At 37.0% G+C, this 16807-nt stretch carries 15 protein-coding genes and 1 tRNA gene; 3 read left to right on the forward strand and 13 right to left on the reverse strand.

Annotated features, from left to right (window positions below; genetic code table 11):
• Positions 1 to 81: 81 nt before the first annotated feature.
• Positions 82 to 336: a 30S ribosomal protein S20 gene (gene rpsT / locus KFO40_RS09130; RefSeq protein ID WP_004309474.1), complete on the reverse strand. Its 255-nt coding sequence runs from the start codon at positions 334 to 336 to the stop codon at positions 82 to 84.
• 42 nt (positions 337 to 378) lie between these two features.
• A tRNA-Glu gene (locus tag KFO40_RS09135) sits at positions 379 to 450 on the reverse strand.
• 520 nt (positions 451 to 970) lie between these two features.
• On the opposite strand from KFO40_RS09135, the gene recO reads away from it, so the two are divergent.
• From recO to KFO40_RS09150, 3 genes are all read left to right on the forward strand, one after another.
• On the forward strand, positions 971 to 1699 hold the full coding sequence (gene recO, locus KFO40_RS09140) for a DNA repair protein RecO (RefSeq protein ID WP_004309477.1): 729 nt from the start codon (positions 971 to 973) through the stop codon (positions 1697 to 1699).
• A gap of 94 nt (positions 1700 to 1793) precedes the next feature.
• Positions 1794 to 2741 (forward strand): hypothetical protein, encoded by a 948-nt coding sequence (locus KFO40_RS09145; RefSeq protein WP_211146282.1) that lies wholly within the window; start codon positions 1794 to 1796, stop codon positions 2739 to 2741.
• Between the two features lie 22 nt (positions 2742 to 2763).
• The gene (locus KFO40_RS09150) at positions 2764 to 3990 is read left to right on the forward strand and encodes an acyloxyacyl hydrolase (RefSeq protein ID WP_211146283.1); all 1227 of its coding nucleotides are present in this window, start codon (positions 2764 to 2766) and stop codon (positions 3988 to 3990) included.
• A gap of 35 nt (positions 3991 to 4025) precedes the next feature.
• Here the strand turns inward: KFO40_RS09150 and KFO40_RS09155 are convergent, their stop codons facing one another.
• From KFO40_RS09155 to KFO40_RS09205, 11 genes are all read right to left on the reverse strand, one after another.
• Positions 4026 to 5765: an ATP-binding protein gene (locus tag KFO40_RS09155; protein ID WP_120067580.1), complete on the reverse strand. Its 1740-nt coding sequence runs from the start codon at positions 5763 to 5765 to the stop codon at positions 4026 to 4028.
• 236 nt (positions 5766 to 6001) lie between these two features.
• Positions 6002 to 7249 (reverse strand): C10 family peptidase, encoded by a 1248-nt coding sequence (locus KFO40_RS09160; RefSeq protein ID WP_134985181.1) that lies wholly within the window; start codon positions 7247 to 7249, stop codon positions 6002 to 6004.
• 19 nt (positions 7250 to 7268) lie between these two features.
• Positions 7269 to 7988 carry a hypothetical protein gene (locus KFO40_RS09165; protein WP_055236086.1) on the reverse strand — a complete coding sequence of 240 codons (720 nt, stop codon included), beginning with the start codon at positions 7986 to 7988 and terminating at the stop codon, positions 7269 to 7271.
• A gap of 23 nt (positions 7989 to 8011) precedes the next feature.
• On the reverse strand, positions 8012 to 8761 hold the full coding sequence (locus KFO40_RS09170; RefSeq protein ID WP_134985182.1) for a hypothetical protein: 750 nt from the start codon (positions 8759 to 8761) through the stop codon (positions 8012 to 8014).
• An 80-nt stretch (positions 8762 to 8841) separates the two neighbouring features.
• Positions 8842 to 9567, reverse strand: coding sequence for a DUF5036 family protein (locus tag KFO40_RS09175; RefSeq protein WP_004315401.1), 726 nt, complete (start codon positions 9565 to 9567; stop codon positions 8842 to 8844).
• A 27-nt stretch (positions 9568 to 9594) separates the two neighbouring features.
• Positions 9595 to 10182: a hypothetical protein gene (locus tag KFO40_RS09180; protein WP_211146284.1), complete on the reverse strand. Its 588-nt coding sequence runs from the start codon at positions 10180 to 10182 to the stop codon at positions 9595 to 9597.
• 443 nt (positions 10183 to 10625) lie between these two features.
• Positions 10626 to 11345, reverse strand: a complete 720-nt coding sequence (locus KFO40_RS25660; protein ID WP_248005572.1) for a hypothetical protein — start codon at positions 11343 to 11345, stop codon at positions 10626 to 10628.
• Between the two features lie 93 nt (positions 11346 to 11438).
• Positions 11439 to 13088 carry an MAC/perforin domain-containing protein gene (locus tag KFO40_RS09190; protein WP_134985900.1) on the reverse strand — a complete coding sequence of 550 codons (1650 nt, stop codon included), beginning with the start codon at positions 13086 to 13088 and terminating at the stop codon, positions 11439 to 11441.
• A 6-nt stretch (positions 13089 to 13094) separates the two neighbouring features.
• On the reverse strand, positions 13095 to 14435 hold the full coding sequence (locus KFO40_RS09195; RefSeq protein ID WP_134985899.1) for a hypothetical protein: 1341 nt from the start codon (positions 14433 to 14435) through the stop codon (positions 13095 to 13097).
• Between the two features lie 55 nt (positions 14436 to 14490).
• The gene (locus KFO40_RS09200; RefSeq protein WP_211146285.1) at positions 14491 to 14859 is read right to left on the reverse strand and encodes a DUF3244 domain-containing protein; all 369 of its coding nucleotides are present in this window, start codon (positions 14857 to 14859) and stop codon (positions 14491 to 14493) included.
• Between the two features lie 160 nt (positions 14860 to 15019).
• Positions 15020 to 16714 (reverse strand): tetratricopeptide repeat protein, encoded by a 1695-nt coding sequence (locus tag KFO40_RS09205; RefSeq protein WP_211146286.1) that lies wholly within the window; start codon positions 16712 to 16714, stop codon positions 15020 to 15022.
• Positions 16715 to 16807: the final 93 nt, after the last annotated feature.

Raw genomic sequence — 16807 nt, forward strand, 5'->3', positions numbered from 1 at the left:
ATATTCAGTGGGTTATAAACAAGAAAGGCCGAACTTAAAAGTTCAGCCTAGATGCTATATAGAATTGTTAAATTCTTGTTATTAAGCGAGCTTGTTGATGTAAAGAGCCAACTTAGATTTCAGATTGTTAGCTTTGTTTTTGTGAATGATGTTCACCTTAGCCAACTTATCCAACATCTTTGTAATGCCTGGGTACATTGCAACTGCTTCTGCTTTATCAGTAGTTGCACGAAGCTTTCTAACAGCATTTCTCATGGTCTTGCCATAATATCTGTTGTGAAGTCTTCTTGTCTCTTCTTGTCTGATTCTTTTCAGTGATGATTTATGATTTGCCATCTCGACTAATCTATTTTTTTAGTTCTTTATTCTTTTAACTTGTAGCCCGTGGGGGAATCGAACCCCCCTTTCAAGAATGAAAATCTTGCGTCCTAACCGATAGACGAACGGGCCATCCTGTTGTAGCATTTCTGCTTTTTGCTTTCTCGAATCTGTGTTTGTTTCTCGATTGCGGATGCAAAGGTAGGAACTTTTTTGAAACTGGCAAATGATTCATAGAAAAATTTTCAATGAATATGTGCTTTTTTTCACAGACGTCTTTCTTTTTGGCTGATATTCAGTGAAATATATGGTTGTGATTTTTATATAAAAAAAACTCTCCTGTGAAAAACAGTAGGAAGCATGTTTTCTTACCACCTTATTATATATAGCGAAATAAAAAAGCTGCTTATTGGTTACTTCTTTTGTAACTAAATGAATCTTTAGGCGACTAACGGAACAAATACCGGAGACGATGAATGATAACAAAGAATTTATAGGCATACTGCTACAAAATAAGCGTATCATTTATAAGGTTTGTTTCATGTACGCGCAAGATAAGGAAGTGGAAGCGATATTTAACGCCGTATGTCTCCGATTATTTTGTGTTTTTTTGTAGCTTTGCTTCGGATTGGAAACGAGATAAATATCGGTTATGCTGCAAAAAACGAAAGGAATAGTTCTTCATACATTGAAATACAATGATACATCTATCATTGTGGATATGTATACAGAGTTGTCCGGTAGGGCTTCTTTTCTTGTAACAGTGCCCCGTTCGCGGAAAGCGGCTGTGAAATCCGTACTTTTCCAGCCCTTGTCTTTTATTGAGTTCGAGGCCGACTATCGCCCCAATGCAACTCTTTATCGTGTGAAAGAAGCGAAATCCTTTTATCCTTTTTCTTCCATTCCATACGATCCGTATAAGTCTTCGATGGCACTTTTTCTGTCGGAGTTTCTTTACAGGGCTATTCGGGAGGAGGCGGAGAATCGTCCGTTATTTGCTTATCTGCAACATTCCATCATTTGGCTGGATGAGTGTGGAGACGGCTTTGCCAATTTCCATCTGGTGTTCCTGATGCGTCTTTCCCGTTTCCTGGGACTTTATCCGAATCTGGAGGATTATCATACCGGCGATTACTTTGATTTATTGAATGCCTGCTTCACTTCTATTCGTCCCCAGCTGCATTCTTCCTATATCAATCCCGAAGAGGCTGCCCGTCTCCGTCAACTGATGCGCATGAACTATGAGACAATGCATCTCTTTGGCATGAGCCGTGCGGAGCGTACCCGTTGCCTGACGATTATGAATGATTATTACCGCTTGCATCTGCCGGACTTCCCGGCATTGAAATCATTGGAGGTGTTGAAAGAACTGTTTGATTAATTAGTAACTTCTTGCGGGTTTGTATGCTGTTTCTGAAAATATATGTTACTTTTGTCCGTAGAGAACAAAAGAGAATGAACAAGCGAGAAACAATATGAAAAGATTCCTGTACCTGACGGTCTGTTTTCTTATCCTTGGGGAGTTTTATGGTTGTAACGGAGACGTGTTTGTCGACGACTTCCGTTCTTCCGATTCCGAACTGACGCTGGACGGGAACGGGGATGTTGCCACTATTCAATTTGCAGCTGCCAATTGGGATTGGATGTATATAGCCTTCGATTTTCCCATTCAATATAAAATATATGATGCGGACAATCGCCTGATAACAACCGACCAAGGTCCATCGCTGAACGGGTTTGGAAAGATTGTGTGCACCGGAGAGATGATTGATTTCATCATCGAACGCGTTCATCCCAAAGAAGTGAAGATAACGGTGGGCGAGAATGCCCTTTCCGCTCCTTTTCAATTCCAGCTCAGGGCGAGCAACGAGTATGAGTGGCAGGAGATACGCGTCGAGATTTCTCCGACAGACAGATATGTGATGGATAGCATCACTTATTCTTTGAATGCATATTCTTACAATCCGGAAAACAGGACAGAGAGAAAAGAAGGCGTCTCCTTTCATAACTTTACAGATGTTTTCTCTACATACACGTTTTCCCCTTTCGAGTCTTTTTACCATTTTATGAGATTTAAAAGCGATGTGCCCGAAGCTTTTCAATTACTGGGCGAAGCCGGTCTGACGGTGGAAATACCAAGCATGAAAGACGGATATTTAACTATGAACGGCAAACGGGCACCGCTCATTTCTGCACAACAAATGTTGTCTTGCTCTAATACGGAGCAGGAAGAAGACATAATTCCTCCCCGGACTGCTCGAACCTATACTTTATGGATGGTGTATGATTGGTTGGAAACGCGGTATACCCTCTATGTTTCTCACCCCAAAACCAAGAAGCAACGAACCGTAAGCGGTACGTTGCATAGCGAAATGCCTGTAAAATATCACATAACACACAGGGATGTCTCTCTCAAAAACTAACCTATCAACAACTAATATATCAATGATTAGAAATAGGAACGCCATACAGTTGCTGTGCCTCCTTTGCCTTCTGGTACATCCGGCAATCAACGCAAATCTGGAAGCCCAGACAATCATCGGGCAACGGAACGACAGCGTCAGCCATCCCCTGATCCGCCATCAGCTTGGCTTCGACGTCCGTCCGGGATATATCGTCTCCACCCATAGTTTTCTGCAAGGAGACAATGCGCAGCAAAAGAAAATCGACCAATCGCTTTCCTTCCATTTCAAGTACGCTTTCAGATTCAGCAAAGAATCCAACCTCGGCAGGCTCTTTCCCCATACCTATCAGGGTATTGGCATTTCCTACCATACTTTCTTTAGTCCCGCTGAATTGGGAAATCCCGTGTCGGTATACGCTTTTCAAGGGTCACGTATCGCGCAACTGTCCCCCCGTCTGTCGTTCGATTACGAATGGAACTTCGGGGCTTCTTTTGGCTGGAAGAAATATGATGAACTATCCAATCCGCAAAACGTGCTGATTGGCTCCAAGATCAATGCGTACATCAATCTCGGCTTTTTGCTGAACTGGCAAGTTCACAAGTACTGGAAACTGGCGGCAGGTGTAGATCTCACCCATTTTTCCAATGGAAACACGCATTATCCTAATGGCGGCCTTAATGTTATTGGAGGAAGAATCGGCATCGTGCGTACTTTGGGCGTGGATGAGGGACCCGGTCCCATCACTCCCGGACGGCTCTTTATAAAACCTCACGTCAGCTATGACCTGGTGATCTACGGAGCCACCCGCAAAAGGGGACTGATCGGAGACGATGTGTCGAGTATGATTCCCGGTTCGTTCGGTGTGGCGGGCATCAATTTCGCCCCGATGTATAATTTCAACAACTATTTTCGGGCAGGGCTTTCTGCGGATGCGCAATATGATGAGAGTGCCAATCTCAAAGAGTATAGAGTGGGCGAGTATTACTTGGGCGATTTGAAGTTTCATCGTCCTCCTTTCCGTAAGCAGTTTGCCGTGGGGTTATCTCTTCGGGCAGAACTGGTGATGCCCGTTTTCTCCATCAATGTCGGCGTCGGTCGGAATTTGATATACAGCGGTGACGATATGGAAGGGTTCTATCAAATTCTGGCTCTCAAGACTTACGTCACACGTCATTTGTTTTTGCACGTAGGATACCAGTTGAGCAAGTTTAAAGACCCCAACAATCTGATGCTGGGGCTTGGATATAGATTCCATGATAAACGATGAAAGAGTATGATAAGGTATAGGGAGGGCTTAGCTGTTTATGCCTCTTCCACTTTCACTAGTTTCCAACCCTGAAATACCAATGCGATGCATTTCAATTCTGTCGTTCCCTTGTCATGCCTGATCCATTCGCTTGTCGCATACTGTTTCAGTTGCGTTTTTGCATCAGACAGTAGCTTTTTGATTTCAGCATCCGAAGCGTCCCGTTTGGCGTATTTCACTTCAATGCAGTAGCTGTATGCCATGTCGGGAAGCTGCATCAGGCGGGGGTGGAGGAAGATGTCGGCATATCCTTTGTTGCTTTCGTATTCGGGGCGTGCGATATAGTAACTATTTAGTCCCAGATAAGCGAGAATGAAAGCTTTCACGTGTGCTTCCCCCTCTATAAATTCACGGATGCTGCTTTGCTTGTTCAGGCGTTCGACGATATATTCGAAGTAAGGATTCCAATCACCTTCGTATGCCATTTCATACATCAGTATGTTTAGCTTTTCCACTTCCAAATTGAGACCGGAGCTATCTTTGTAGATGTCTATCATGTATCCATAGAGTTGCTCGCGCACCGTTTGGTTGGGGATGGAGAGTATATTCATCGGGCCTCTAGTGCCGTTGATGGTAAGCATACCATAATAATAGAGGAGACTCTTGAAGTATTCGGTTTTTATAATATTCTCGGCCGGGAAACTGTCGGCAATGATTCCGCTAGTGGCGCCCTTCTCTACTATTTCCTGTACGACACTTGCATTTTCTCCAAAAGTCTTGTCTACGCGGATAAGGTGGCGCAGTTTGTTATAGTCGGTACGGATGTTGGCATCGAGCATTGTGTTGGGTATGCGCATGTTTAGCAGATAGCGGTTCATGAAGTAGAGCACCATGTCCGAATTGTACATGGACGGTTCGTCCAGTGCTTCGGTGGAAAAGCAATAATTATCATACCACGGTTTCATGATTTCTATCAGTTCGTCTGTAGAGTGCGGTAGGTCCCGGCGTTCTTTGTAATAATCTATCAAATCGCGCACTTCGTATTCGTTGAAACCTATCATATTATTAAATATGGAGTTGCTGCTATAATTATCCGCAATGTTGAATCCGCTTGTCAGGTCGTCCATTGTCACAGGACTGACTCCCGTGAGGAAGATTCGCTCGATGACAGAGTTTGAATAATCCTTCACTACCTTGAGGAATCCGCGGAAGAATCCGTTGCCGTGGGTGATGCTGTGATAACGTTCATTGCCGTAATCTACCAGAATGTTATTGGCGAAGTTGTCATATTCGTCAAGGATAAGATATATTTTCAATCCTTTGCTTTTGGCGGACAAGCATAAGAATCCCAATATCTCGGCTGCGGTATCATATTTTTCCAGTTCTTCTGCGATATTTTTCCCTAATAGGTCACTATAATCTTTGGCAAAAGCACTCATCACCAGTTTACAATAGGTATTGAAAGTCTGTTTCAAAGTCTCCATATCGCTGGCTACACTGCTGAAGTTGAGCGTCAACACCAGATATTTGTTACGGTTGGGCGTGGGATGTTTGCCTATATATAATTCTCCGAAGCTTTCCTCGAACTTGTCTTTCTTGTTGATGTCGTAGTAAAGACCCAGCATGTTCAGGAAAAGACTCTTCCCGAAACGACGGGGACGGACAAAGAAAAAGAAACGGCTTATATTTTCTACTTTCTCTATATATTGGGTTTTATCTACATAATAATAACCATCACGGATGATAGACTCGAAGTCCGTCATCCCGTATGGTATTTTCTTGATTGCTGCCTCCATAATTGCCCTTTTTAATTATAGAGAACAAAGTTAGCTTATTTTCTTCTATCCGACAATCAAATAGAGACTTATTCCAGCGTTGGTTGTAAATTTGCCGAAGGGGAAAACTATTTCCCCTTCTTAGTTTCTATTGACTGTTCATCTCTTTCATCGCAGGATTGAGTATATATGTCTTGCAAATATAAAAAGTGATAAAAGAGGTGGACAACTAATGTGTAAATAACGTTGTTTTGAGTTTATCGGTTTCTTATATTAGCGATTATACCAAGATTTATGTCTCTATAAAAATAACCACCGGGCTCAAATACTATGCTTCCGTTATCATTAACCATGTAATAGCCATTAAAACTCTCATTCATACCAAAGTTACAATGGAGGTAAACGGAGTTTTCTTCATTAATGGCATATCCATCAACTAAAAAAGCGACTTTGTCTAGGTCACCTACGAAAACAGGATAAAGAGAAAGTAGGGATTTTTTTACAACTTCTAAATTCCAGCTTTGATCATTATCGCAAGTCAGTCCGCATTGAGAAGTATTTATTTGTCTTGAAATATTTCTTATTGGGGTTTTCACTGCAATAACAGAATTTACAATCTCGGTGGAAGGTCCAGTAGCAGTCCATTTATCATAATTATAACATTCTCCCCATACAGGATATGCACCAATTGTATTGTAGACATATTTTAGTAAAGTTGCGATCATTTTTTCATTGGATTGTGTCGCTTCTTTTTCCATGGTTAATATTTCCCAATTTATATTTATTCCGTCAATGTTTAAATAAGGTCTTAAATATGCCATAGCTTGGGCAATAGCAATAGAAGCTTGTCCTGTAGGATAGTTGCCATATAGAGCTCCTCCAGGTCTGTTAGGAGATATGCGTTCATAACGTTCTACGAAAGCTTGAGGCAATAGTTGGTTATATGGAGTAAATTGATGCCAGTTTGTTCTGCAAAATGGTACAATCATTACGCTTACTTCCCCAGGTATAGACTCTACTGGACGAGAACGTGTTGATGATGTATCTTTGTAGTTTTGAATTTTTTCCATTAAAATATTTTTGGCCATTTGCATCATTATGTTGGGCCCTAAAGAGACTTGATAAACCGAATCATTGAATGAAGGTATATATGCGAGTACTTTTTGGAATCTTTTATCTCCGGAAACAATAATTCTCCCATTCTTCGGACCGTTATTTATCTCTATTTCATAAATTAAGGGGAGTTTTTCACTTGATAAAGCTCTTGTTTTTTCAGAAGCGTGTAGCCTATATGTACTTTTTATACCAAATGCAGTATTATTATCTCTAGTTCGTGGTTCGGATGTTACAGATTCGTGAAACGTTTTGGCAATTGTAAGTGCCTCACTTTCTGATAAATCATAAAGACTACTATTAGCTTTTATATTAATCTCTTTGTCTAGTTCATTTGTACATGCTGAAATTGATACAGCAAAAATGATACATATAAATATGTTTTTTCTCATAATGTTTTTGTTTACTTAATTATTCAATTGCTGATAGAAAACATTGGATTTTTGCACCTCTTACAGATGCATTCGGATATTTTGATTTATACTTTTCAGTAAAGTCTAATACAATGATAATTGCATGGTCGTTTACTACGGCGAATCCGTGTTTAGATATGTTGTTGTTAAAGTTTAAGGTAAGGCTGTCTTTATCCCATTCGTAGGTTCCGACCTTTTTATTATTGTCATAGTCGGATGAAGAATAATCAATTTCCACAGCTTTAGTATCTTTATCAAAAGAGTATAGTATTCCCGTTCGGTTCTTGGCAATTTCTTTTAATTCGCTCTCTATTATTTCTCGAATGTGCAGGTCACCACCATTTATCCAAGTGCTGGAGGAATCTCCTTTTTCTATGAACTTTCCGGAAAGGTAATCGGAAATAACTTCAATCTCTGCAAAATTATCAGGATTTCTTAAGTCACGCAGATATATGGAAGTGTTTCCTACATTGTTTCCTGTGATTAGGATTGCCTTACTATCATTTTGAGGTTCAACTGTTGCTATTCGAGGATTTTCAGACTGTAATCCAAGCCCCATTTGGAATTTTTCTAAATCAGACAATATATATACAATTCTTTTTTCTCCTGCTAAAATATGTATGGAGTTGCTACTTAATTCAATGGATTCACAATTTAGTTTGTCTTCGTTTGAGCAGCTAATTGTAAATATACAGAATATCAGAAATAACAGTTTCACTTGTCTATCTACTTTTGTATCGATCAAAATGTAAGCCCTCCTAATTGAATTATTTCATTATCCTTCCAGACATAATTAACTTTTACTTCTGTGATACCGGCATCAGGATATCGTTGCTGATATTCTGATGTTTTGTCACTCTGTAGAATATATCCGTGTGACATTCCTGTAGCAAATTTGAAGCCGAATTTCTCTGTTTTATCGTCATACATTAGGGTTAAAGAGGTAATGTTCCATTCGTATGTACCTTCTTTGAATATCCCCGAATCAGTTTTCATTGTGAACTTTTTGGTTTCTTGATTGAATGTATAAGTGGCACCGATGAATGGCTTTTCTTTTTCTCGTAACTCAATTTCTATCTCTGGAGGGATTCTTAGATCTATTGCTTTTATTATTATTCCCGGAGAACCAGGATGACCTTCGAGCGGAATTCCCCAATTGATAATTTCCGAGCTGTTGAAGTATATTACATATACGTAGATCTCACATACTATCTTATTATTGTCAGTATCAATAAGTCGTATCATGGTGCTCCCACTTTTGTATGTAGCGATGCATACGCCCATTACGTCAAGAGTTGCAGTTGCAATTTCTTGATTTTCTGATTCTAATTTATAGTTGTGCTCTGTTAAGTCTGTTTCTATGATGACATGCCTTGTGTCTCCTTCCCATATAGAAACTGATTCCTTTTCAACTTCGTATGGTTGTTCTTCAGAGCAACCATACGAAGATGCCAGTAATAATACGAATAGTAAAAATCTATCAATTCTCATACTTTTAAATGTTTGTTGCAAATATATGCTAATATGGGTGATAATCCCTTTGTTTTACTGGCTAATAAAGTCTTTATTGCTTATTCCACGTGGACTTCTACGATCGTAAAGACATTGTTTGAACGGATATAAAGGTCAAATGTTCCATAAGGTCCGTTGACAATGTCAGGTGCTTTAGTTAGGGTTATTCTTAATTTGTTATTGGCATATGTTACATTTAATCCTTTTATACCTGCGCTATGTTCTTTCAAGAAAAACTCAATATCTTGGGGTAATGCTAATTCAACCGTTTCACCTATGCGGTAAAGGCTTCCAATATTATACCTATATGCAGGCAGTCCATTATTGTTAGGGAAAACAGATATATATTTTACAATTGCACCGATATTCATGTCACTATTTACTATTTTAGATACAACATAGGCTTGATAATAACTTGTTTCTACTTGAATAGCGTAATTGCCTGACGGAAAATTTATCAGTGTATTTTTATCAAAAATCTGATAAATATGCCCGGGTGTAACCGCCACTTCGTGTGTGAGGTTGGTTAACGAGGGTAGAATATTTGCTCCAACTCCTGCGCCATTTCCTACGTCAGAAATGAAATTTTTAGATGTGATAAAATTATTGGCTTCATTGATGTAAACATTTGATTCACCTAAATAGGTTTTTCCATTGTGCTCATTAAGCATATTGAGTGTGATGGTGTCTGCCGGATCATCTGGTGTGTCATCATCACTACAATTAACGAAACACATAGTACAAAGGGATAATAAGAAAATCCCAACTATTTTCTTTGTATTCATTTTTTTAATTTTTAATTTATCAGGAACTTAGTTTGACTTGTTGCTTAGAAATATTTTATCGATATAATAGTCAATACTCTTGGAAGTATTGCGGAATAATAGTTGAAGCTTGTATTTCCCTTTAGGATATTTTTCTTGAGAAGGTAAAAAGAACCTTATTTTGACGCTTTCATGAGAAGGTATTAAATATCCAAGATCATTTTTTACATAATTATCTGGATAAACTAAAGGAATCCATGAATCATTACTTTCTCTATAGTGTAAGAAAGTATTGCTAATATAGATAATTGTATCGTTTGTATTATTAATAATTTCTGTTTTCAAGAATCCGTCTTTTGAGCAGGAGTCTTTTAATAAAAAGCGTACTTTTATATTCTCATTTTCTCTTGTAATAAATTCTTCCCCCTGCATTTGTTTTTCTTCTACAATCGTTTCTCCTGGCTCGATGGAATTAATGAAATGTGATATATCCATTTTATATGAATTAAGAGAGTCGATACTATTTTCATATTCAAGGTTTACAGTGCTTTTAGAATTGCCTGTTTTATTATGACAACTGATTAGCATGAATAAAACAATTCCATTGGTTAGCAAAATCGATATTAATTTGAGCATAAGTTAAGTATGAAATGGATTGGATAAGTTACTTATCCAATCCATTGGTAATTATTAGTTGAAATGAGCATTTAGTTTTGATGCTATATTATCAACCTTAACAAATATAGATGTGAAAGCTGTGCTTCCTTTATGTATACCTATTACTTTTTTACTATCTGTAAGATATACTGGTCCCCCGCTATCTCCGAACGCACTTAAATATGTAGCTTCACCCATATCTGTATAGTATATTCCATCGGCATTTACATTTGCATTGGTACTTGTAATATAACCTTCAGATTGAGCTATAGTCTCTCCTAACTTGGTTACATTATCTCCTGCCCAAATATTATATTCTTCTCCAGTAAGATTTCCATTATTGGGAACGATGGAGAAATTAGTTATACTAATGAATGCTGCATCAACGGAACCACCTTGGATTGAAAAGTCACAACTACCGATTAGTGTGTTATTATAATATGCCGGTCACCCGTGTTATAAGCATGTCCTGCAGTAACAAAACCGTCAGTGTTAAATCTAGTAGCTCTATATCCCATTGACGCAGTGCCTTTAGGTGTGCCTATAGAACTTCCTGGCGATAATGAGTGGTTTTGAAATTCTCTTGTGCATTGTTTAAATACAATTCCTGAAAAGTTCACTACTTCTGATTTAAACTCTTTTATTTCCATTTCATTAGATTTGTCAAGTTCTACCACGACACAGTTCTCAAAATCATTTAGATAATAGTATCTTATATTCTTGGCAATTTGAGAATCTTTATTACTGCTAATAAATGAAGTTATTTTGGTTAGAACATTATTCAGCTCCGTATAAGAATAATTGCCTTGTGTATATATGACATCATTCTCACCTATTAACCTTATAAGAGTGGCTTTGGTACTTTCTATTTCTCCTTTAAGAAAAACAACAAGTTTACCATTCCCGTTAATATAACTTCCCCCATAATAGTCCGGATAGTCACTAGTACTTAATGAACGAGTTTTTGTCATTCCAAATGATTCTAATAATCTTATACCAGCCTCACGAGCTTTTTCATTGTTTCTTTTTACAATGTTTGGCTGTTCGTTGTTTTCTCTTTGAAGTACATCGTCTGAAGAACATGATGATACGACTAATCCGAAAAACAGCAGAATGGTCAAAGGTAACAATAATTTTTTCATAAGCGGATAATTTGAATTAATAAATGATACGTATTTTACCTCCCCTTAAAAGGGCTGGCTTTTTTATTGGTGAATATCTATTAATACTCTTCATTACAAACCGAATATTCTATATCGTTGATATAAAGTCGTCATTGAAACTGATTTTACAGGTATACTGTTTACCCAATCTAAGATTCCGTATGCATCAAGAATATAATCATCGTCGTAGTATGCAAAACAATATAACGATGTCGGGTTGTAGATATACCAAATATTGGTATTTGTGTTTTTAAACTTATACATTCCAGCCTCATCTACATCGTTTATTGAAAATGATAATGTGGTTTGTAGGATAGGATTTATTACTTTATTCGGATTAGCTTTGATAGCTAGTTTATAATATTTGCTCTTTTCATTTTTTATAGCATTACTTTTTTCGGTAAAGGTTGCGGCAACACTGTTCGCTTTTAATTCTACATCGGATTGACTTGTAGCACTTGAGTTTGAGAATATGAGCTTATCTCCTTGTCTTGTATTTAGCACAGGTACAATATCATATAATTTCTCTCCCGAGCTACTTTTGCGGACGTATACTTTCATTATTTCTATATACGGTTCTTCAAGTTGTTCTTGGTGCTGAAAATCCATGTGGGTGTCGTTATATCTTTGCTTAAAGTTTTCTTCCAAAATAAAATCCGATATTGGATAGAGCCCACCATCTTGAATGTCAATCATTGTATGTGTTCTTGAATCATTTAATGATTGAAGCCAACTCGTTAAATTAATGGATGTACTTTTAACGTCATAAGGAGGTGTTGCAACATTATAACCATAAGCGCCGCCCAATGTTTTGATAGATACATGTAATTCGGAAAAAGATTTAGTCTCTGTAGAAGAATTGCCATCTTTTGTTCCAACAGAAAAATCTCCTGAAACAGAGTCCTTGTTCCATGAATAAGTTGCGTTTATTGATTTATCCATGTCGCGCTCTTTACTATTGAAATCTGTACTTTGTGTGTCAAGACCATAGTATAAAGCCGATGCCCGCCCACCTGTATAATAGCTTGTTAAGACAAATTCTCCGTAACTTTGAATTAATTCTACCATGGATGAATTATAAAGGGCATCTACAAATAATTCGTCCAAATAATCTGCCGAAATTCTTCTCAATGCACTAGGTGCTGTTTGTAAGGATATCATTCCATTAATAACTTCAACACTAAGTTCTCCGTGTACTGCTTGTTCGGAATTACTTGTGTTATGCTTGAAAATATCGGTTACAGTTTTCTTTCTTCCCAGTTTGAACGGACCAATATTTAGTGAGAATCCGGATTTGACAGTTTTAGTAAACGATGAAGTTGTTTCTAAGCGTTCGAAGCTGGCGTATGACATGGCTTCTGTTGACGTTGTCCTTAACTCTTTGGCAATTATATATGAAGGATATCTTTCAAGTAGCTTTTCCATATTAACAATTGGAAATCTCGCATTTGAAAAGTCCCCGATAATTGATGTTCCGTTTTCTATGGCATAAGAATTTCCAAGAAAATCAGTAGCATCGGTAAATGATGTCCTAGTACTGGGTCTGGGTGCTATCTTTTTAGACCAAACTTTTGGTAGATTCGGGTCACGTTCTTGCAAGATGATTTCTGATGTTGAATCATCCTGATTGTTTAGCGAAGCAGAATCACTTATTTCGTCTTCATTGTTACATGATGCTATAACAAACAATATGATACATGAAAATATAGTAAATTTTCTCATATAGGTCTATTTTTTTAATATGATTGGTGATGATTGACTTGCATTTCTGGTGTTCACTCTTCTTTTTACACTTTGTTGAGTATCCAAGTTTGTCTCTTCTAAATCAACATCGGATATTTCATCTACATGAATCCTTCCGCTCCAACGTCCAGGCAATTTGGCTATTCTAGCATCTTTATCTTTTTCTTTATATTCAATTGTGGCAACATAGTCTACTGATACATCATACTCTTTAAAATAATAGGTCACCGTGAGTTTTGTACGTGGAGAAACTTTGACAGGTTCTATATGCTTTAATGTATTTTCCATTACTCTGCGTACATTGGGCTGGTATTTTGTATCAATTGGTATACTTGCATTAGGAACAAGATCTATTTCTCCTAATGTAACTGTAGGGCGTGCAAATAGCATATCTGAAGCTGGAACCTTAAATGCTATTCCCTTTTCTTCTTTAAAATAGGAGTCCTCTTGTACAGCCTTTTCAAATACGAGGTTCTCTCGTATAAATTGGGATGAAGAGTTTGTTATGGCTCGTTTGATAGAGACATTCTCCCTTTGGGTCACAGTTGCGGAATATGGATTGATAAATTCTAGGCTTTTCAGTGTGAATACAGCATCAGGGGTGATAGTAAATTCCTGTTGGGCTCTTTGTGTATATTGGCTGAAACCAACATTATTAGCTTGTATATCTACCACATAATTGAATACATCCCACCATGAACCACTACTTCCTTGGCCAAGATATAGCTCATTTTGAAGGACATAAGTTCCTGGATTATTAGTAGCAGGTATAATGTCCCAGGAATCCATGGCTCCTGTAGTGGAATTACTGCTCATTGCAAGTAATATTTTTGATTCCGGATTACTAGTGTAATGTCCTACAGCTAGACGAGTTTTCGAGTAGTTTGAATAAATTAAATAGGGTATGCCGGTAATTGATGAGGGAATTTGGACATAGAATTTACCATAAGAGCCAGGATTATATCCCTCATAGGTCACTCTCTGTCCCCAACCAGTACATGATAAATATCCACCTCCAGTGCTAAGTGTGAAGGGTAACTCTCTAATAGCCCACATATTTTCTGAAAAATATTGGCTATAGTTACTTGAAGCTACTGATCGTGTCTTCGCTTTCTTTAGTTCATCTATCCTTTCTTTTAATGCTTTTAGCTCATCTGTCATTTCAGACAATTCATAACTTTCTAATTGAAGGCTATCCGATTCCAATCCTGATAAGTTCAGTTTTTCTGTAGATGACTGGATCTCATTTTCAATCTCACTTTCGCAAGAGTACAATAACAAGGTGATGCAAGGCAGCACCAATAAGAATCTAAAAATGTTTCCCATAATTATTAGTTTTATAGGGTTTATAAAGTTTGATATTTTTATTATTTATCGTTGATTATTCGATTTCAAACTCTCCAATGAAAGTTATGTCTTCTTCTATGTAGAGAAGTTCATAATGACCGACTCTGTAGCCTTTCAAATCAATCTTATAAGTTTTTTGCTCATTAGGAGTTAATATCACATCTTGGAAGATAATATTTCCCAGTTGATCTTTTACTTGGAAAGTAACTTGATCGTCGATGTCTTCAAGAAAACGAACTTCAATAGAGTTTTCGTCTTGGATAGCTTCTATTGGGATAGAATTTGGTGTTTTTTGGCATTTATGCCATCTTATAATTTTAGTTCTTTGTGTTGATAGATTATTGGCTTCTATTATTATGAATGGAATGCCAATTAATAATAGTAAAATGCTTAGTTTTCTCATATCTTTGATTGTTTTTTGCAAATTTATGGAGATATGAGGGGGAATGCAAATAAAAGAAGTTTTTCAGCGTGGACAAACAGTGCTTGATAATCAGTCGCTTATGATGTTTTGCGTGGACATCCTTTTATGTTGCTGATTATTTCTTCCTAAGAAGAGGATATTAGTGCATGTTTTCAATTAAATAATCATACAATGTAGCATTATTATCTGGTAATATTATATTCAGTTTTTGTCTAAGTCTGAGTCTTTTTTTTCTTACTGAGTCGACTGTAATGTTTAGTAACTTTGCTTCTGTGTTAGTGTCAAACCCTGATATATATAAACAGCAATACCAAAAGTCTTGCTCTGGTAAATCTGGGCATCGACTATATATGTATTTACGTAAATTCGGATAAATATATGTTATTTCATCTGCAATGAGTTTCCATTGCTTGTCTGTTATTAATGGCTTGTTATTTCTGGGCTTATTTTGGTTGGCTAGGTGTATTAGTTCTTTATGTAAAGGTGAATTCTCTAGAATTTTATTTTGCAATTGTTTATAGTTGGTGGTTAGGAGACTTATTTCTTCCTGCATTTCCTCATAGCTCTCATTTTTCTCCTTAAATGTATCTAACAATCTTTTTTTCTTTTCCAGTTCTAAAGAAACATAAAGCAAATCTGTCTTTATTCGGTTCAACTCTTCTTGTTGTCTTTGGATTTTCTCTTTTGCTTTCTTTCGATATAGTAGATATCCTATTATTATTAATAATAGGATTCCAATGCATATAACTAAAACTATAATGTAGCTTTGCTGTTTAATTTTTAATCTATCTACTTCTTTGCTGATCTTTAAATGATTATATTTAGACTCTATGTTCAATATCTTAGATTGGTTATCAGCATATATGATTGAATCAGTTATTTCGACGTATTCTTTCAGATTAGTAAGAGCTTCTTTATAATTCTTTTCTTCATTATAGATTTGGTAGTATAAATATTTAATGCTGTATGTATACTTTGGATTATCTTGTGGTATTTTGGATAGTAGCTCTTTTGCTTTGTTAATAGCCCCCGATGCAATATATAAGTCTATCAGTGCCATATAATCGGGCATTGTTTCTCTTCCTACCAATGCTTTGAGAAAGTATTCTTCAGCTTTATCATATTTATTTTGCATTGCATAAATATTCCCTAAGGCATTGTCTATTGATGCAGTGACTTCGATATTTTTAGTATTACGTGCTACAGAATCAGCTATAGTTAGAATTTTTAAAGCGCGTGATAACGAGTCTATGCATGCATATTCGCGTCCTACATCTCTTAATGCGCAAGCATAGCTATCTGTATTATTTTCTTTTTTGAAGCATTCGGCAGCAGCCTTATATCTTTTGATAGCTTCTGTCCGCATGAATTTCTCTCCATATAAATCGCCTATATAGCTATATGTATATCCGGTGAGGTTATTAAGCTTATTCTTTTCTGCAATATCCAAAGCATTAGTATATATTGACATTGCTTTATCATAATCTCCATCTGCAAAATAAGAGCGACCTAAATAAATCAGAATTTGCACTTGTTCATCAGGACTACCATGCGAGGAATACCAGTCATAAGCCCTCTCTAATTGATAAGTTGGTAGGATGGTGGTGAAAATCTCGTCTGTAATCTTTCCTGATAACATACACCAGCGTGCAAAGGTTTTGTCGTCTAGTTTTTCAGGAGATGATATACCTTTTAGTAGGTTGGATGCACTGTCAGGATTTATGGTAATGGCCTTTCCTACTTCATTTAGTAGCCTGTCAGATACGGATTGTTGTTTGTTGCATCCTGATAGCACTAATATAGATGTTATAATTATAGCAATACTCTTTCTCATTTGTCTGTCGTGGTTTAGTTTCATTGTAAAAGTAATCTTTATTTTCTATATTATGCTCTTTTATAGGGAGATTATTTTAGTTCGGGGGAAATA

Source organism: Bacteroides sp. 1001302B_160321_D4, assembly GCF_015667765.1.
Lineage (GTDB): Bacteria > Bacteroidota > Bacteroidia > Bacteroidales > Bacteroidaceae > Bacteroides > Bacteroides xylanisolvens.